The organism is Colwellia sp. BRX10-1, assembly GCF_014077545.1.
Classification (GTDB): Bacteria; Pseudomonadota; Gammaproteobacteria; order Enterobacterales; family Alteromonadaceae; genus Colwellia_A.
In genome coordinates, this window is sequence record NZ_JACGWC010000002.1 from 54,651 (window position 1) to 72,985 (window position 18,335).

The 18,335-nt window shown below is 36.7% G+C and carries 15 protein-coding genes; 8 read left to right on the forward strand and 7 right to left on the reverse strand.

Annotated elements, in window-relative coordinates; all coding sequences use genetic code 11:
- Positions 1–30 precede the first annotated feature (30 nt).
- Positions 31–648: a tetratricopeptide repeat protein gene (locus tag H4J75_RS02740; RefSeq protein ID WP_182221279.1), complete on the reverse strand. Its 618-nt coding sequence runs from the start codon at positions 646–648 to the stop codon at positions 31–33.
- Positions 649–932: 284 nt separating this feature from the next.
- Between H4J75_RS02740 and H4J75_RS02745 the strand changes: the two genes are divergently transcribed.
- Positions 933–1,955 (forward strand): DUF484 family protein, encoded by a 1,023-nt coding sequence (locus H4J75_RS02745; protein WP_182221280.1) that lies wholly within the window; start codon positions 933–935, stop codon positions 1,953–1,955.
- Between the two features lie 14 nt (positions 1,956–1,969).
- Positions 1,970–3,160: an HD-GYP domain-containing protein gene (locus H4J75_RS02750; RefSeq protein ID WP_182221281.1), complete on the forward strand. Its 1,191-nt coding sequence runs from the start codon at positions 1,970–1,972 to the stop codon at positions 3,158–3,160.
- A 5-nt stretch (positions 3,161–3,165) separates the two neighbouring features.
- Here the strand turns inward: H4J75_RS02750 and H4J75_RS02755 are convergent, their stop codons facing one another.
- On the reverse strand, positions 3,166–4,788 hold the full coding sequence (locus H4J75_RS02755) for a methyl-accepting chemotaxis protein (protein ID WP_070375539.1): 1,623 nt from the start codon (positions 4,786–4,788) through the stop codon (positions 3,166–3,168).
- A gap of 643 nt (positions 4,789–5,431) precedes the next feature.
- Positions 5,432–6,841, reverse strand: coding sequence for a M20/M25/M40 family metallo-hydrolase (locus tag H4J75_RS02760; RefSeq protein ID WP_220465214.1), 1,410 nt, complete (start codon positions 6,839–6,841; stop codon positions 5,432–5,434).
- A gap of 207 nt (positions 6,842–7,048) precedes the next feature.
- Here H4J75_RS02760 and H4J75_RS02765 point away from each other — a divergent pair, with 207 nt between their 5' ends.
- Complete coding sequence (locus tag H4J75_RS02765; protein ID WP_182221282.1) at positions 7,049–7,714, forward strand: hypothetical protein; 666 nt, start codon at positions 7,049–7,051, stop codon at positions 7,712–7,714.
- 43 nt (positions 7,715–7,757) lie between these two features.
- Here the strand turns inward: H4J75_RS02765 and erpA are convergent, their stop codons facing one another.
- Both erpA and H4J75_RS02775 read right to left on the reverse strand, forming a co-directional pair.
- Positions 7,758–8,099, reverse strand: a complete 342-nt coding sequence (erpA, locus tag H4J75_RS02770; RefSeq protein WP_070375537.1) for an iron-sulfur cluster insertion protein ErpA — start codon at positions 8,097–8,099, stop codon at positions 7,758–7,760.
- Positions 8,100–8,300: 201 nt separating this feature from the next.
- Positions 8,301–9,173 (reverse strand): PEP-CTERM sorting domain-containing protein, encoded by an 873-nt coding sequence (locus H4J75_RS02775; protein ID WP_182221283.1) that lies wholly within the window; start codon positions 9,171–9,173, stop codon positions 8,301–8,303.
- Positions 9,174–9,471: 298 nt separating this feature from the next.
- On the opposite strand from H4J75_RS02775, the gene prsT reads away from it, so the two are divergent.
- A complete protein-coding gene (prsT, locus tag H4J75_RS02780) occupies positions 9,472–12,285 on the forward strand; it encodes an XrtA/PEP-CTERM system TPR-repeat protein PrsT (protein WP_182221284.1) in 2,814 nt (937 codons plus the stop codon).
- Positions 12,286–12,311: 26 nt separating this feature from the next.
- On the opposite strand, the gene H4J75_RS02785 is transcribed toward prsT, so the two are convergent.
- A complete protein-coding gene (locus tag H4J75_RS02785) occupies positions 12,312–13,043 on the reverse strand; it encodes a DUF6776 family protein (RefSeq protein WP_182221285.1) in 732 nt (243 codons plus the stop codon).
- 141 nt (positions 13,044–13,184) lie between these two features.
- Between H4J75_RS02785 and H4J75_RS02790 the strand changes: the two genes are divergently transcribed.
- From H4J75_RS02790 to hemL, 4 genes are all read left to right on the forward strand, one after another.
- Positions 13,185–14,825, forward strand: a complete 1,641-nt coding sequence (locus tag H4J75_RS02790; RefSeq protein WP_259366373.1) for a chloride channel protein — start codon at positions 13,185–13,187, stop codon at positions 14,823–14,825.
- Positions 14,822–15,253 carry a CopD family protein gene (locus tag H4J75_RS02795; RefSeq protein WP_182215583.1) on the forward strand — a complete coding sequence of 144 codons (432 nt, stop codon included), beginning with the start codon at positions 14,822–14,824 and terminating at the stop codon, positions 15,251–15,253. Before H4J75_RS02790 ends, H4J75_RS02795 begins: the two co-directional genes overlap by 4 nt.
- Positions 15,254–15,436: 183 nt before the next feature.
- On the forward strand, positions 15,437–16,444 hold the full coding sequence (locus tag H4J75_RS02800; RefSeq protein WP_197517584.1) for an aspartate carbamoyltransferase: 1,008 nt from the start codon (positions 15,437–15,439) through the stop codon (positions 16,442–16,444).
- A gap of 74 nt (positions 16,445–16,518) precedes the next feature.
- Positions 16,519–17,802 carry a glutamate-1-semialdehyde 2,1-aminomutase gene (gene hemL, locus H4J75_RS02805; protein ID WP_182215584.1) on the forward strand — a complete coding sequence of 428 codons (1,284 nt, stop codon included), beginning with the start codon at positions 16,519–16,521 and terminating at the stop codon, positions 17,800–17,802.
- Between the two features lie 129 nt (positions 17,803–17,931).
- Here the strand turns inward: hemL and H4J75_RS02810 are convergent, their stop codons facing one another.
- Entirely contained in the window at positions 17,932–18,327 is a 396-nt protein-coding gene (locus tag H4J75_RS02810) for a hypothetical protein (RefSeq protein ID WP_182215586.1), read from the reverse strand.
- Between the last annotated feature and the right edge of the window lie 8 nt (positions 18,328–18,335).

Genomic DNA, 18,335 nt, shown 5'->3' on the forward strand with positions numbered 1-18,335 from the left:
GATAAAAAATGTCATCACATAAAAAACAGCTTAAAATTTACCTTCTTTGGCTGAATTAACAACATGCTCCGGCATTTTATCTGCCAACGCTGATAATATTTTTGCAATTTGCTGATGAATTTTTTTATCATCGGTAACTGAGTGATGAAGTTGTGTATATAACTCTGGGTAGTCTAATGGACTACCATAGCCTTGTGCATAAATATCCGCTAAACGGATCTGTGCTTTTAAATTATTTACTGCCGCGGCTTCTTTGAGATAAAACATTGCTTTTTCTACATCAACCTGCATAAATTTACCGGTATGGTAGTAACGCCCCAGTTGTTCAAGTGCCTCAGGCAAAGCTTGGTCTGCAGCATTTTTCATAAAGTGAAGTCCAAGCGGCACATCTTTTTTAACACAGACACCATACGCTAGCATATCCCCCCAAAGAAATTGGTACGAAGGGTATTCTGATTTAGTGGCTCGTGCTTCAATGTCTTGTACAAGCTGACATTCGTCGAGCACAACTTGCCCCAAATGTTTATTCTCTTTAATCAAACCCAAAAGCTGGTTATCTGTATAAATTTGCACTGCTTCAAGTTTTTGACCATAGCAGGTATTACTTATAAAAAATAACAACGCTAAAATTACTAATAAAAATCGCATAAATGACAATCCAAAAATTCAAAAAAATATATAAGCATTAACTTATTATCGGCTGAACATAAAAAAGGTTAAGTAATAAAGACTGACATTTTTTTGTTGCCAACATCCTCTCTTATCAACGATTAAAGGTTAAGCAATATTAATACCATTATCACAACTACCTTAGCGTTTAAAAGTGATGTTTTAGTAAATATAGCGATTAACAAAGGGGACCTGACTAAGCCCTTGCACAATAGCTCTGAAAAGAACACAATTAAAACGGTTTCATAAAACAAGAAATGATTATGTCAGAATTAGAAATTGAGCAACTAATCGCCAACTCAAAAGCTAATGAAAACATTGCACTAAAGCTATTTGAAATAGAAAAAGAAGTACTTGAAAGTAAATCTTGTGAAGAACTTATCCAACGTTTGTTGAACTCCATACAACAAAAATTTGATATCACTGAGATTACTTTACTTTTGGTTGAACCAACACCGATCAGCTATTTATTCAATGAACGATTGCAATCGAATTGGCAACAACGACATAGTAACAAAATATCTTTAGAGCAGCTAAAAGCTTTTCATCATGACAGTAAACCTTTCCTAACGAATGATTTAGATAATTTACCTGCTGTTATACCTACTGAATTACTTATAGAAGCACAATCTATTGCGCTTATTCCCTTAATACTAGAAGGGCAACTTTTTGGTAGCCTATTGTTTTCTGATAGAGATAAAAGTCGCTTTAGTAATATACTCGGCACCTTTCATTTAGAGCAACTCGCTACTAAAGTAAGTTTGTGCTTATCCAATGTGCTCATTCGAGAGCAACTTGAATACATGGCACATTATGATCGCTTAACCGGTGTTGCCAACCGTCGTTTAATGGAAATTTTTATTGCCGAGGAGTTAGTACGACAGCAAAGGTATGGCGTTCCCTTTTCACTATTATTTGTTGATTGTGATGATTTCAAACAAGTTAATGACCAATACGGTCATGATTGTGGTGATAGAGTACTGGCTTATATAGCGACAAATTTACAAGGATTAATAAGAGAAAATGACCGATGTTTTCGTTTCGCAGGCGATGAATTTGTTGTGGTATTGGCAAGCCAAAAATACCAAGAAGCAGAACTAGCAGCAAAACGTTTAAGCGAGTTTTTTATCAAAAACCCTATGCCTTATCAACAAGCAGTTTTACCCGTTACAATAACCTGTGGGGTAGCAGCAAGTGATGGTAGACGTTCGATGGACGAACTGCTAAAAGAGGCGGATACCCATTTATATCAACTAAAGAATAATAGAAAACAGCTGCTAGTTTAACGAGTATATTATTTATGATTGTTGAAATTGAAATTTCAGGATTATTAAAAGGGCATTATGTGGTTGATATCGCCAAACAACGAGGCGCTTACAGCTTAACAACCCCTGGCCATATAAAAAATATCAAGGTTATAGGTAATTTGCGTAGCAGGGGCGTCGAAAGTTTATTAATTGATACCAGCAAAACACTCACCTTCGATGCCGATAATAATATTGTTGGTCGTATAAAAGAGACGCCCTTACCAGCAAGTAATAAATCCCCCATTATCTTAGAGATAAGCAAAGCGAAAAAACTCTTTAATCAATCAAAAGAGATTCAACGGCAAGTATTTTCAGATGCTCAACAAGGACGAAATATAAACCTAACACCCGTTATTGAAATAACGAATAAAACCATTGATACCGTATTTAAAAATGCGGATGCCTTAGCCTGTGTGATCAATATCAGGAAAAAAGATGAGTACTTACTCGAGCATTCAGTATCGGTTTCTGTATTAATGACGATTTTTGCGCGCTTTTTAAAAATAGACAAAAAAATAATTCAGTTACTTTCAGTTGGTGCTTTTTTACATGATGTCGGTAAAATTAATATCCCAGATAGCATTTTAAATAAACCGGGTAAGTTAACAGAAGCTGAATTTACCATTATGAAAAGCCACGTAAACCATTCGATAAAAATAATAGAGTCGACGCCGGGTATTTCCGAATTGAGTCTTGAAGTTGCTGCACTCCACCATGAGAAGCTCGACGGTACTGGCTACCCTTATAACATCCCTAAAGAAAAAATCACGAAATATGGTCGGATGATTGCCATTTGTGACATTTTTGATGCCCTAACCGCCAACCGTTGTTATAAAGAGGGTTATAGCCATATAAAAGCATTTAGTATTTTACGAAGTTTGGCGCAAAAAGAGCATTTAGATCAGCGTTTAGTCGACTTATTTATCAAGTGTATGGGTATTTATCCTGTTGGTTCATTAGTCGAATTGAGTTCCAATAAACTGGCTATTGTCGAAAGCAGAAATGATGGCGATCCAATCAATCCTAATGTGCGTTCATTCTATAATTCTCTAGATGGCCGTTACGTAATGGCTGAAGATATAAATTTATCCGACAATGAAGACTTTATTGTTCGAGGGGTAAGAGCCGATGATTTTGATCTAGATATGAACAAAATCATCGAATTTCTTTTAATGGAAGGGTAAAGGTCTTAAACCTTAAACTTCGATGTTGCCTTCTGTAATTGAATGGCATTTTTATCAACTAAATGAGCCACATTACCAATCTCTTCGATCGCCGTTTGAGTCGCTCCAAAACTGTTATACATCTGCTCTATATTATTAACAACGGTCTCAGCAACGCAAGATTGCTCTTCTGTTGCCGTAGCAATTTGGCTGTTCATTGAACTAATATGACCGATTTGTTCTTTTATATTTGTTAAAGATTTATCAACTGCAAGTGATATTTCCTCATTGGTATTTGCTTTTTCTCGCGCTAATCCCATGGTACTTACCGACTGGTCAGCCGCTGAAATGAGCTTATCTAGTAAACCACGAATCTCAGTAGTAGATAACGCTGTTCTCGAAGCTAAACTTCTAACTTCATCGGCAACTACAGCAAAGCCTCGGCCTTGCTCGCCCGCTCGAGCCGCTTCAATGGCAGCATTTAACGCTAATAAATTTGTCTGTTCGGCGATACCATTAATAACATCAAGAATTTTATTCATGTTCTGTGAGTCTTTAGCGAGCCTATCAACCACATCCGCGGCATTACCAATTTCATGGACTAATTCACCTGAGATAAGTAAAGAACGCTGAACATTCTCCATGCCTCGATTAACTTCTGCTTCTCCAGAACCTGCAGCATTTGCGGCTTCTGCCGCAGACTTAGCAATATCAGTAACACTAAATTGCATTTCAACCATAGATTGTTTTGTTATTTCAGCCACTTCTGCTTGGCTTTGTACATTAGCATCAACATCACGTACCTTTTCAGCCAATTGTTCAGCACTTTTGGTAAGGGGTGGCACAACATCAATGACATCTGAAACAATACCTCTTAGTAACTGAGTAAAAGCATTAAAGTTCTTAACAACACTGCCTAACTCATCCTGACTCATGACTTCAATCTGGTTGGTTAAATCACCATCACCTTCTGCCAGTTCTTTTAAAGAAGCATCAATATTTAATACTGAATGACTAATTGAACGTGCGATGACGATACTCAATAGTGACATCATAACCAAAAGTAAAATACCCACTAAAATACTTAAATCTCTTGAGTCACTAGAGTTAGCCACTGTTTCTTCAACCAAGGTATTAAATACTTTAGCCGCCTTTTCTTTTTCCTGGGCTAAGCGGTCAGTAACCTTTTGGTAAATATCTGCTTTATTATCAATACTAGTCTTTGTTGAGGCCAATTGAAAATCGATTTCTTCCTTGATAAATCCTACTGAAATATTTCGCGCGATGTCATTATACTCGTTGCTTAATGAGACCAGAGTAGAAGTATCGGAAAATGAGGGTTCAAGTGAATCAATACGCGTTAAATTACCGGTTAACACCGTAACTAACTGACTAGCTTGATCAACTAACTCTTCATCACCAAAAGAGACACTCTGGTTGTAGAGCTCATCTACACGTTGCCAAGTACTGACATTTTCACTGGTTAAGTTAACCAAATGAATCGTAGTATTTTGAATTTTTTGTAATAATATTTGGTTTTTAGAGATGGCAGTAATGTTAATAAGTAAATTAATAACAAAGCTCAAAATTGCAATCGCTAGTATTGCTAATATTTTATGAAATATAGGTAATTCTTTAAAAAACTTCATATTTATCCTAATCGTAAATGGCGTACGATGCACCGTACATTGTTAAAATACTCAAATAATAAGCCCTTCGGGCCTTCAAAAATTTTTAACTACTTTTACATTAGCATTTTCTTAAGTTGAGCTTACATGAAACTCAATGACTAGACTCCGTTCTACACAATGCTCTAAATCTGCTAGAAGTGCTTATCAAGCATACACTCCACAAGAAAGTCTGTTGTTATTCAATCACTAGGCTAAGTTCAACTTATTATAAATCATAAGGTGATTAGCTGGATACGTTTTTAGTAATCTCATGATAAATGGCTGTAGCCACCTATTACTTTACCAGCATTAACGCGAGTAAACACCAAAGATTAATTCACCTTTTTTAATAAAACTGAAAGTAGGTACAGTGAAGGTACTATTCATTTACTCTCGTGGAGCACTTTAAAGAACTTCTTCTGTTGACTATGAGTAAGTATATTTATTAAAAGTTAAGTTTATAGTTCTAATAAAATCAAGAAAACAATAAATGTTTCTTATACTTGTACGAATAGAAGAGCAGGTGTCGGTGAGCTAAATAAAAAGAATAAGGGATTATATTTACGAAGTGATGAATAATGAGTCGCGAAAAATCAGCCTTAACTTTTCACGACTCCTCATATTATTTTCTAAAGTTAATTCCTGACTGGGCTGAAAAATAAGCAAATAGGGTGTAAACCGCTGTTGCTTGCTTTAAGTCTTCAGGGTTCACCTTGTCCAAGGTATCGTTCTCTGTGTGGTGATAATCAAAGTACTTGGTACCATCAGGTGCAAAATTCATGCTTGGCATACCCGCAGCGCTCATCACACTCATATCTGATTGTGCTTGTGCATTATTATCGTTTGATAATTCAACGCCTAATGGCGCAAGATGCTTAGCAAGGTCGTTAATTGCCGTTAATGACTCTTTACCAACACCCGAAGTCATTTTATAAATTTGACCAACACCAAAGTCCCATTCAGCGCCAATGATATGATTATCCATATTTTTTTCATGGACCTCCATATATTTTTTTGCACCTAATAAACCCACTTCTTCAGCTGCAAAAAGAATGACGCGTATAGTGCGCTTTGGACGTATAGGTAATTGAGCAATATGGTGAGCAGAGGCAAGCATCATAGCAACACCCATACCATCATCTAATGCACCCGTACCGACATCCCAGCTGTCAAGGTGGGCTCCAATTGAGACAATTTCATCAGGAAATTCGCTACCGGTTATTTCACCAATGACATTGGCAGAAACAGCTGTTATTTTAGCATCAGTATGGCTGGTTAATTTTAGATAAAAGCTAACCGGTTTATTACGCTTTAATTGATTAACAAGTAAGTCTGCGTCAGGATTTGAAAGCGCAGCTGCAGGAATTTTTTTCACGCCAGCCTCATAACGCATAATGCCGGTATGAGCTATACGGTTATTGTCTGTACCTACAGAACGCATAATTAATGCTGATGCCCCTTTTTTAGCCGCTACAACTGCCCCACCCACACGCGTACCTACGGCTGGACCATAGCCGTTACCGTCGATATGCTCTTCCATTTGATAAGAAACAAATGCAATTTTTCCATCTAAACTGTTATCTGGTGCCGCGATTAAGTCAGCTAAGGTTTCAAAATGTGCAACATCTCCAATCAACCCTTCTTCACTGGTAGCAATACTGCCACCAAGAGCAATGGCGACGACCTTATGAGGATAAGGCGAGATTATTTTCGCTTGTGCTTCACCACGTTGCCAAAAAGTACCCGTGACTTCTTCTGTCCACACTTTATCAAAGCCTAAAGCGTTCATTTTAGCTTGCGCCCAAATGACAGCTTTTCTATCACCTTCTGAACCCATTAATCGATGCCCCACTTCCGTGGTTAAAGATTCTAAGACTTGATAGGACAAATTAGATTGCAGAGCGGTATTTTTTAATTGTGTCAGTTGCTTAGTTTCTGATTCAGTCAGTGTTGCCGCTGAACTTGATAAAGCTAACAAAGTACTACTGAAAACAAGCGTTTTTATTACAGATTGAAAAGGCACTTTAAGCATTATATTCCCTTTTATAGATATTATTGATTGTAGAATTAATTCAGTATCAAGAATCTTGCGCCGACATGCAAATAGGTTCGCCTTAAAAAAGTGGCAAACTATCTTTATTAAAACCATTGAGCCCTAATTAAGCGAATACTGAACTTTTAAAAGATTTATAGCTCAATACTACAGCGCTAAATATAAAGTAAACAAGGAGGATTACATTTGAATAAATTAAGCAAAGGACTGACCTTCTCGATTATCTTGCATATAGCTGTACTGATCATTTTTACACAAGGGTTATCAACAGTTCCACTTAGCGCAGTAAAAAATAACGATTCGGTTAACCCTATTATTCAAGCTCGCCTATATGTTCCTTTACGGTTAAGGAAAAAAGCGATTCTTACTTCCAGCAAGGAACCGCTAGCCATTAAAGAAACCATGCCAACAGATGAAAAAAAAAGAAGTAATGAATGGTTAGAAAAAACCAATAATAGGAAGATACAGCCTGCAAAGTTATCTAAACAGCCAATTGATAAAAACGTGTTGGAGAGTAAAACATCAAGTAAAAAAATGAGTCAAACGTCACTGGAGAAGCTTAAGCAACGTTTAGATAACCAAGCCCGTGAAAACGCTGCAAACGACAGCTTAACTAAATACCTAACCAAGAAGAGTACCGTTGGCCAATCCATCACAACGTATGATCAGTTAGCCCCAGCGAAAGCAAAAATTAAAGAGGTAGATTGTAATAGCAGTAAATTTAATAGTGCGCTAAAAGCGATGTCAACCTTGCTTGGCGGCAGTATCAGGTGTAATAGCATGCCTAATTTAAAAAACTTTTTAAATAAAAGAATGGCCGTAGCTGAAAAAAAAGCACAAAAAAGCCAGTGATATTTCGCTGGCTTTTTGTTAATCGCAATGTAACTAAAGAGAATTAGATTGAGAAAGAAGATCCACAACCACAGGTTGATGAAGCGTTTGGGTTATGTACTAAAAATCTACTACCTTCTAAACCTTCAATATAGTCAACTTCGCCGTCAACTAAATATTGTAAACTCATAGGATCAATAACCATAGTGACGCCTTTTTTCACAATAGTCATGTCACCGTCATTTACTTTTTCATCAAAAGTAAATCCATATGAAAACCCTGAGCAACCACCACCTGTTACATAAACACGTAATTTCAATTCCGGATTCTCTTCTTCTGTGATCAAAGATAATACTTTATTTGCGGCGGCATCGGAAAATTTTATTGGTAATTCGGGAGTTGACATATTGCTCTACTTACAAAGATGTTACGGGAGTGTCTCGCGTGTATTATCTTAAACTTGACTAATTTAGTCAAGTATTGTCTGAGATAGTAAAATTTATCAGCAAGAAGAAGAATTTAATCTGAAATATATACAAAAAATGCGCTATATAATTAAATATAGCGCATTAATTAAACCACTAACGGGTCAGTAGCTAATAGTAAATTAGTGAGTTATTTTTCTACGGTAAATAAGACCAAACATAGCAAGTAACATTAATACAAATGTTTGTGGCTCCGGCACTGCAATAGTATCTGTAGGTGGAGCAAAAGAAACTACACCTTCAATAATATCGTTAGCACAGGTCATTGCCCAGCGAAAGGCAATTTGATTAGCTGTCGCTAATGCAGTTCCAGTAACGTCAAAGGTAAAACTCACCTTACCGTAGCCATTCCATGTTCCACCAACGGTCTTAGCATAGCTATAAGAAGTATCTGCATACCATGAAGATGAATCATGAATCTTATCAGTATGATTATTATCAGCAAGCATAACCGCTTGATCAGCACGGGCACTGTTACCATGAAGAGTCGTTGAAGAAACAACTTGATTAGCACCAAAATTCGACTTTAATTGCCCAGTTCCTGAATTAGAATTACGTGCACCACTTAAATCGTAAACGTAGTTCCAATTTGTGCCGGTATTTGAATTAGCTGCAGCGCTAGTAAAGCTGTCATCTGAGGTATTTCCTTGGGGATCCCAAGGCGATTCTCCAGTACTGTTAAAACTATTATCAGCAGCCATAAACAAATCACCAAGCCTGATGCCGTCTCTATTTATATCGTTGTAAAATGCAGTAAAGATATCAACAGATAGTGTGGTACCGACACGAGAAACAAACATTTGGTCAACGTCATATAGATAAGATTTACCATTGATGTCATTACTATGACCTTTACCTATATAATTATCTTGAATATCAGAATAACCTTTATCAGTGTACTGATTCATTATGTTTTCGGCGGTAAGTGTTGTAGCAAACCCGTTAATACTTGATACTGAAAGTGCAGCGATTGCAATCCATTTTAAACATTTCATATTTTAAACCTACTTCTAAATACTGGCATAAATAACATGTGTAATAAAAACACAAGACTATGTATAAATTTTATTTACTTATTGACCCCACCCAATTCAATATTCAAGCCAAGATTAAAAAGCCCTTTATTTTTAAGTGCATAGGATTATATTATTTGATATATCGGTTATTTTACCTAAAAGTGTAAAAAATATCGACAACTATTAAATGTACAACTTAAACAATTAAAGATCTGCTAGATATTCATAATGACTCCTAGTATCCTTAGCAATTGATTTTCATAAGAGAAATAATTAAATGGCCTCTTTGGTAAAAACGACTTTAGCCTTACTCTCCGGCACAATTTTATTGCTGAGTTCGCATGCTCTGGCTTTGCCCGATCAAAACGCAGATAAACCTTATGAAGATGCCCTAGCAAGCTTTTACCTTTCTGAACTCAACGCGGCAATTATTCATTTAAAGAATGCCTTAAAAAATGATCCTGAACATTTACCTTCTATGGTGTTACTCGCCGAAGTATATATTGCTATGGGTGATGGCGCTTCGGCAGAAAATCAACTAGAAAACGCCCAAGAAAAGAATGCCGATGAAAGTAAAATACTGCCGTTAATGCTTGAAGCTTATCTTTTACAGCAAAAATATAAAAAAGTAATTAATGCGCCAATGGCTTCTATAACTCAAAAACAACAACTGAGTAAAGTTGCCGTATTGCAAGGACGTGCTTTTATAGCGATGAATAACTTAGCGCAAGCAAAAGTTTTATTCCAAGAAGCTTTAGAGTATATGCCTAGTAGTATCAAAGCCCAATTAGGCATAGCACAAGTAGAGCTGCTTAATGGAAATATGCTCCAAGCAAGAGCCTATATTGATAAAGCACTCTCTTCATCGCCAACAAACAGTATCGCTTTGACAATGCTTGCTAATATAGAACAGCAAGCTGGCAATCGGATTGAATCGTTAAAAATAATTTCACAAGTTATTGAGCTAAACAATAAAGATTTTCCTGCGTTACTTACGCGAGCCAGTTTATATATTGAACTGGGTGATTTTCAACTTGCTTTAAACGACCTTGGTATAATCATCACAGAAATCCCCAATGAGCCGAAAGCAAATTATTTAAAGATAATTGCAAACAGTGCCTTAGGTAATACTGAAGAAGTTAATAAAACAACCGCTCATATCAATACCGTATTAATGGGATTACCCGAAGATATAATGAAACAGAATCCCGTGTATCTTTATTTAGCGGGTGTGATTAGTTTTCAGCAACAAGAAAATTTAAAGGCTCAAGATTTTTTGCAAAAATATATCGCTATTATTAGTGACGATATAAGAGCGTTAAAGTTAGCCGCTCAAATTGAACTCGCATTAAATAATCCCTTTCGTGCAAAAACATTATTAGTAAAATCTAAGCTAGTAGCCCCTGACGACGTTGAAACATGGTCGCTTCTTGGTCAGACCTATACCGTATTAGGAGAACTACAACTTGCTGAAGATTACCTCAAAGATGTTATTGACAGTGATAAAGAAAATCCCCAACCTTTATTTGAGTTAGCAAAGTTAGAAATTTTAACAGGAAAGTTCCCACAAGCTATTACTCACCTTCAATTAGCAAAATCAATAGATGCTAATATAAGTTTTATTGTGCTGCTCGCAGAGGCCTTCCAACAAAACAATCAGTTTGAACAGGCACTAGAGCAATTAGACCTTGCGTTAATTTTACAAAGTGATGATAGCGTTTTGCACTTAAAAAAAGGTATTTTATTAGGTCAATTAGAACAGCACCTACTAGCAAAAGAATCACTAGAACAATCACTAAAGTTAAACCCTAACAACCTTAGGACACTTGTCCATTTATCAAGAATCGATGTTATAGAACAACAGCCAGAAAAAGCGATAGCAAAAATAAATAAGAAAATCGTTGAACTAACAGAACCCAATTCATTTTTACTGATTGAGCTAGGTAATATACATCGCCTAACCAACAATAATAATGAAGCGTTATCAGCCTACAAAAAAGCCTACAGTGTTGATAATACTAACCCCAATGCATTAATAAATATTATTGAAATACAAGTCATGCTTGGCCAATTGAAAGAAGCGATAACCTTAACCAGTGAGTTTTTAAACAAAAACAACAAAGCAGGAAGTATTTATCTAGCACTGGCTAATTTATACATGGCAGATAAAGAATACCAAAAAGCGTTTAGTACTTTCGAATTGGCGGTTAAAAATAGTAATGATAAATCAAATGTTTATAATATTTTTGCTGATGCACAATTGTCACGATCAGATTTTGAAGGCGCTACACTCAGCTTAAAACGATCTATTTCATGGAATGCTGAAAATCTTGACTCCCATTTAAAGTTGTTTGATATTTATCTGCAACAAAAAAACGAAACGTTAGCGCTCGATATTTTAAAGCGTATAGCCAAAAAAAGTACTAATATTATATTTTTAAACAACCTTGAGGGTAACTTATACTTACAATTAGGAAAACTAGCCGAAGCAGAAAAAACATTTCTAGCTTCCTTGAAAAAAAGTCAAAACCGACCCGCCGTTTATGGTTTATATCGTGTATACAAACAACAAGAACAATTTTCAAAGGCGCTTGATTTATTGACCCTTTGGGTTAAAGAAAATCCAAGAGACATTACCTCTCAAATAGCAATCGCGGATACACTAGTCGCAACAAATCAACTGCAGAGTGCTGCTAAAAAATACCAAGATTTAATTGAGGTGTTTTCTGAACTGCCAATTTTGTTGAATAATGCCGCACAAGTATTCATTAAACTGGAGCAGTTCCCTCAGGCATTAACGTATGCAAAAAAAGCAGACAAGATATTACCTGATAATGTCGCAATAATGGATACACTTGCTTGGTCTTATACCCTAAATAAACAAGCAGATTTGGCACTACCTATATTTAGACAAGTTATTGTTAAAGATTTCAACAATGCTGAAATAAAGTATCACTTAGCTGTTACTTTATATCAATTAGATCGCAAGGGTGAAGCAAAGAAATATCTAAAGGCTGCGTTAGAAAATGAAAGTACACTTCCTAACAGAGCTGCTGCTATAGCACTTATGGAAAAGCTTACTGAGGAATAGCGTGAATAATTAAAAAACACTTGTCATTATTGAGTGTTTTTTAATAAATCATTCCAGATATAGCTCTGATCTATTCGCTGATATTTTTGCCATCTATTTTTTGGCAAAATAGCAGCTAACGCTAATTTTTCGGGTAAAAAGTTTTCAGGAAGAGTGAACTCACCTTCAACAATTTGAAAATATTGAAAACTAAAGGATAAATCTTTCTTTGTAGATACCGATATATTACTTAACTTTAATTCGCTTGGCTTATTATCTAAACTTCCCAATAAAGTAAAATCGACATAGCCTTTAGCAAAACGTTTACGTACTTGCTGTTGCATTAAAACAATTTGAAAACGAAAATGATGTGGACTGGCTGTTGGGTGGATCATCATTCGATCAATCGCCAATCCATCAGCGGTTTTTTCTGGTGCCATCACTTTTTCATAAAAAGCTAATTCTTTTTTTACTTCATAATGCTCAGACTCCATGCTTTTTAAAAGCTCTTGGGAGTGCTGATTAGCCATACGTTCAACTTCTAGCTCTACTTCAAGGGTATTAATCTGACTATTTTGCTGAACATTTTTTTCATAGAGTTTACTCAATCGCGTTTGCTGTTGTGCTAACGTTTTAACTTGATAACCATGATAAAAATTCCCAACACGATAGCCACTGTAAAGACAGATAACAATCACGAGAAGAAGTAAAAGGGCGGAACGGAATGCGCCTAAACGCACAACAACCGTATTTAGATTTATTTTTGCTAACCAATTCATTTGAAAAGTATTATGATATCCAACGAGTTAATAAATATTTTTAGGCTCAAACAATAAAAGGTGCACCCTTTCATTATTATGATATCGCTCTCTTTACTTAGAAAACGTTTAGCCTTACCGAGAACTTCCTGGCAACTTTGTTTGTTAGCCGCTTTAGGTGGCACTGCATCAGCACTTTTAGTTGTGCTATTCTCCTACAGCATTGAGACAGTTCAAAGCTTTTATTTAGTCCAAAAAGATAATTATACCAGCTTAGATGCTTTAAGTCGTTTCCATTTGCCTATCGTAGGCGGATTAGTCATTTTATTTTTTGCTTGGCTAACCGGCTACCAGTATTTACGTACCGGCATTCCTTTTGTATTACATCGCCTAAAAGTAGCTAATGGCATTATTCCATTTCGCAATACGTTAAATCAATTTTTCGGCAGTGTGATTGCATTAGCCTCAGGCTTCTCAGTTGGAAAAGAAGGACCTGCTATACATTTAGGAGCCGCTTGTAGCAGTTATTTAGGTAACAAGTTAAATCTACCTTTTAATACCATACGCACACTTTGTGCATGTGGTATTGCCGCAGGTATTTCCGCTTGTTTTAATACCCCCATTGCCGCTGTTATATTTGTTATGGAAGTTATTTTACGCGAATACAAAGTGCATATTTTTATTCCTGTAATGATAGCTTCTATTACGGGGTCAATGATCACCCGAAGCCTTTTGGGGCCTGCCCATGAATTTGGATATTTTAGTAAAATATCCCTAAGTTTTCATCATTACCCTGTTTTGATTATATTAGGGTTAATACTTGGGTTATTAGCCTATGGCTTTAACCGATACTTAGTCCTTATTATAAAATATTCGAGCTCGATTCATATTGTGCCACGCATTATGTTAGCAGCATTAATTACTGGCATACTTGGCTTCTTTGTACCCTTTGCTATGGGCACAGACTTAAGTGTAATAACGTTTGCCTTAGAAAATAATATCCCTTTACAATTATTACTTGGGGTTTTATTCGCTAAAATTTTGATGACCATTACCGCTTTAGGCCTAGGTATTCCTGGTGGTATTATCGGTCCTATTATTGGTATTGGTGCTATTGTAGGCACCTGTGTTTCAGTATTAGCTACGGGTTATCTACCCGGAGAAAATTTTGCTGGTGATTATGCCTTAATGGGTATGGCGGGGTTCTTAGCAGCAACACTAAACGCTCCCCTTGCCGCATTATTAACGGTAGTCGAGTTGTCAAATCAGTTAGAGGTTGTTGTGCCAGCAATGATAGTTATCACCACTGCCTGTGTCTTTTCAGGGCAGTTTTTCAACAACCGATCGGTATTTGTTATGCAACTTGAGCAGCAGGGTCTCAAATATCGAAAATCTCCCATCGAGAAATCATTACAACGTATCGGTGTATTAGGTGTTTTACAGGAAAATATTAGCGTTTATCAACAAGAATGTTCTTTGGAAGTTTTCAGGGCATTGAAGAATGTTGAATTGTTAAATCATGTTATTATTGAAGTAGCACCTGAAACAGAAAGTCTTAGTCCTTACTCAACATTTTCATGGTTAAAAATAAAACACGAGCCAGGCACTAAGCGCGTTGAAATAGTACAATTACAGCTACTACCTTTGCAAAGCCAATCAACTTTAGCTGAAGCCTATTTAGCCCTGATTGAACAGCGAGATGGTGGTGTTTATATTTATGATAATGATCCTAATGAGATCTTAGGTATTATTACTTTTGAACAGATCAGAAGTTATTTATTAGAAGGAAAAACAACAGTATGACAACTCTTTTATGGTTAAAAGCTTGCCATGTTTTTTTTATGGTCGCTTGGTTTGCTGGTGTTTTTTATTTACCACGCCTGTTTGTTAATCATGCTGAAACCTCTAGTATTGAAGTCGCCGAGCATTTAAAGGGTATGGAAAAACGTTTGTTATATTTTGTAACACCTTTCGCTGTGTTAACCGTGTCTTTAGGCATAGCCTTGATTTATTATTACGGGTACGCTTGGTTTATTGCTTCAAAATGGTTGCACTTAAAAATAACTTTAGTGATTTTACTGCTCGCTTACCATGGTTATTGTTTTAAGTTAGTTAAAGATTTTAAAGAAGATAAAAATGTACGTTCAGGAAAATTTTATCGAATTTTTAATGAATTTCCCGTCCTTATATTGCTCGCCATATTATATTTGGTGTATTTAAAACCTTTTTAATGGCTTATCTTTGCTCATATTCTGGTTTATAGCCCATAAGAAGCTTTCATTAATTAATTTGAACGCTTTGATTTAGACACACAGAAATTGAATAACAGCGATAATCTATTCTCAACATTTCTGAATTGTGCTATATTCCTGCATCAAAAATAGTCGCAGTCTTATAATTTTAGGTAACTTTTTATGATGAAGTTTGAAGGAAGTCATATCCTTTCTGTCTCGCAGCTTAATCGCGATGCTATCTCTCGTATTTTAGAAGTTTCATCACTAATGGCCCCTTATGCTATGCGTAAGAAGCGTTGTCATGTGTTGGATGGCGCAATTCTCAACAATCTTTTCTTCGAGCCCAGTACCCGTACTCGGGTCAGTTTTGGTGCGGCTTTTAACCTTCTCGGTGGTGCTGTTCGTGAGACCGTTGGACAAGAAAATTCATCGTTGAGTAAAGGTGAATCTCTCTTTGACACGGCACGTGTTATTAGCGGCTACTCTGATATTATTGCGATGCGACATCCCACGATGTATTCAGTTGAAGAGTTTTCAAAAGGCAGTAGTGTACCGGTTATTAACGGCGGAGATGGAGCTAATGAACACCCAACACAAGCCTTACTTGATTTGTTTACCATGCAATCTGAAATGGCGCCACATAACAAAACTTTAGACGGTTTAAATATTGTCTTAATGGGTGATCTCAAACACGGGAGAACCGTACATTCATTATCAAAATTACTCAGCTTATATAAAAACATGAAAGTAACGATGATATCTCCTGACGCACTTAACATGCCCGACAGTATAATCTCATCTTTAACCAACGCCGGACATCAAGTTGTGGTTACCGATAAAATTGACCATAATTTATCGTGCGATATCATCTATCAAACGCGCATTCAGCAAGAGCGCTTTGCCAGTAAAGACGAAGCTAATTTGTACCGTGGTCATTTCAGCTTAAATAGAGAAGTTTATCAGCAGTTTTGCCAGCAACATACTGTAATAATGCATCCCTTACCACGCGATTCTCGCCCTGAAGCAAACGAGCTTGATAGTGATTTAAATGATTTAGACAACCTAGCTATTTTTAGACAAGCCCAAAATGGTGTACTGGTACGTATGGCATTATTTGCCTTAACACTGGGTGTTGAAAATAAGCTCAGCCAATTTGAAAAACCAGTGACTTGGTACACCAACAAATAAATAATTCTTAAGTATATAAGCGACAACAGTTTATTTAATGTTAGTCGTATTATAATTAACAAAGTAGGCAATTTATGAACCATTCAGAACAACTTTTTAACAGCGCAAAACAAATTATTCCCGGTGGCGTAAACTCGCCTGTTCGTGCATTTAATGGTGTTGGCGGTACGCCTTGTTTTATTAAACGCGCTGAAGGTGCATATATTTATGACGCCGATGATAAAGCTTATATTGATTATGTCGGTTCTTGGGGACCAATGATTTTAGGCCATAACCACCCGGCTATTTTAGCAGCAGTTATTGAAACTGCTCAAAATGGCTTAAGTTTTGGCGCACCTACCGAGCTAGAAATCACTATGGCAGAGAAGGTACGTGAACTAGTACCGTCAATGGAACGCATTCGAATGACCAGCTCAGGTACAGAAGCTACCATGAGCGCAATTCGGTTAGCTCGTGGCTACACTGGACGTGATAAAATCTTAAAGTTTGAAGGTTGCTACCATGGTCATGCTGATTCGCTATTAGTAAAAGCAGGCTCAGGTGCACTAACCATGGGGGTGCCAAATTCACCTGGTATTCCTGCTGATGTTGCCAAGCACACATTAACCGTTAGTTTTAATAATATTGACGAAGTTAGACAAATCTTTGCTAAATATAAAGATGAAATCGCCTGTATTATTGTCGAACCTGTTGCTGGAAACATGAACTGTGTTCTTCCGGTAGAAGGTTTCCTTGAAGGTCTACGTGACGTTTGTGATGAACATAAAAGTGTATTGATTTTTGATGAAGTAATGACCGGCTTTCGTATTGCATTAGGTGGGGCTCAAGCACATTACAATATTGTTCCTGATTTAACGACGTTAGGTAAAGTTATTGGTGGTGGTATGCCTGTCGGTGCGTTTGGCGGTAAAAAAGAGATTATGGATTATATTGCACCTATTGGCCCTGTTTACCACGCAGGTACCTTATCGGGTAACCCTATCGCTATGGCTGCCGGTTTAGCGGCATTAAATGAATTAAGCATCGGTGATAAACACGAGCAATTGAGTGCATCAACTGAAAAGCTTGCTATGGGTTTAAAAGCAGCAGCCGAGCGCAATGGCGTGTCATTAAGCATTAACTATGCTGGTGCAATGTTTGGTTTTTTCTTTACTGATTCACCAGAGCCTGTCACTACTTTTGAACAAGCAACCGCTTGCGATACAGATAAGTTCAGACGTTTCTTCCACTTAATGCTAGAAAACGGCATCTACTTGGCACCTTCAGCTTATGAAGCTGGCTTTTTATCTATGGCTCATACCGATAAAGAGATTGAATTAACGTTAGCCGCTGCTGATAAGTGCTTTGCTCAACTATAATGTAAAAATTAGCGTGGTTTAGCGACTAAACCACGCTCGTTGACGCACAAGGATGTTAATTTTTTAACAAGACCATCCTTAAAATAAAAAGGGATAGCCGATGGCTATCCCTTTTTATTAACGGTGACGCTAATTTACTTTAACGGCCAGTAATTCATTTTCAAGCCAATGATAAGCTTGTTGCCAACCTAATTCTAAACCTGAAAATACCGGATATTTCCATTGATCAAATGAACGACTTGCCTGCAGTTTCTTAGTCACTAAGACACTTTTTTCAGAATAGCAAACAAAGGCAAGCGCTTTCAAACCTTCATAAGATGCGACTGAAAGTTTCGCCTCATAAGTATAGGTGTAGTTATTAATGCGGTTGATTAACAGGGCAAAATCCCCTTCTACGTTCTCATGCACAAATTCATGGCATTCCTCAACCATTTCAAGTGTCATTTCGACGCCTTCATCAGCGGTTACTTCAATAATATTATTTGCAAATATATTATAAAAGCCAAAACTTAAACGATGCTTCATATCAGATC

Excerpts from the sequence above, each read along its gene's own strand:
- H4J75_RS02740 (WP_182221279.1), bottom strand. The coding sequence starts at position 648 with ATGCGATTTTTATTAGTAATTTTAGCGTTGTTATTTTTTATAAGTAAT.
- H4J75_RS02745 (WP_182221280.1), top strand. The coding sequence starts at position 933 with ATGTCAGAATTAGAAATTGAGCAACTAATCGCCAACTCAAAAGCTAAT.
- H4J75_RS02750 (WP_182221281.1), top strand. The coding sequence starts at position 1,970 with ATGATTGTTGAAATTGAAATTTCAGGATTATTAAAAGGGCATTATGTG.
- H4J75_RS02755 (WP_070375539.1), bottom strand. The coding sequence starts at position 4,788 with ATGAAGTTTTTTAAAGAATTACCTATATTTCATAAAATATTAGCAATA.
- H4J75_RS02760 (WP_220465214.1), bottom strand. The coding sequence starts at position 6,841 with ATGCTTAAAGTGCCTTTTCAATCTGTAATAAAAACGCTTGTTTTCAGT.
- erpA (WP_070375537.1), bottom strand. The coding sequence starts at position 8,099 with ATGTCAACTCCCGAATTACCAATAAAATTTTCCGATGCCGCCGCAAAT.
- H4J75_RS02775 (WP_182221283.1), bottom strand. The coding sequence starts at position 9,173 with ATGAAATGTTTAAAATGGATTGCAATCGCTGCACTTTCAGTATCAAGT.
- prsT (WP_182221284.1), top strand. The coding sequence starts at position 9,472 with ATGGCCTCTTTGGTAAAAACGACTTTAGCCTTACTCTCCGGCACAATT.
- H4J75_RS02785 (WP_182221285.1), bottom strand. The coding sequence starts at position 13,043 with ATGAATTGGTTAGCAAAAATAAATCTAAATACGGTTGTTGTGCGTTTA.
- H4J75_RS02795 (WP_182215583.1), top strand. The coding sequence starts at position 14,822 with ATGACAACTCTTTTATGGTTAAAAGCTTGCCATGTTTTTTTTATGGTC.
- H4J75_RS02800 (WP_197517584.1), top strand. The coding sequence starts at position 15,437 with ATGATGAAGTTTGAAGGAAGTCATATCCTTTCTGTCTCGCAGCTTAAT.
- hemL (WP_182215584.1), top strand. The coding sequence starts at position 16,519 with ATGAACCATTCAGAACAACTTTTTAACAGCGCAAAACAAATTATTCCC.
- H4J75_RS02810 (WP_182215586.1), bottom strand. The coding sequence starts at position 18,327 with ATGAAGCATCGTTTAAGTTTTGGCTTTTATAATATATTTGCAAATAAT.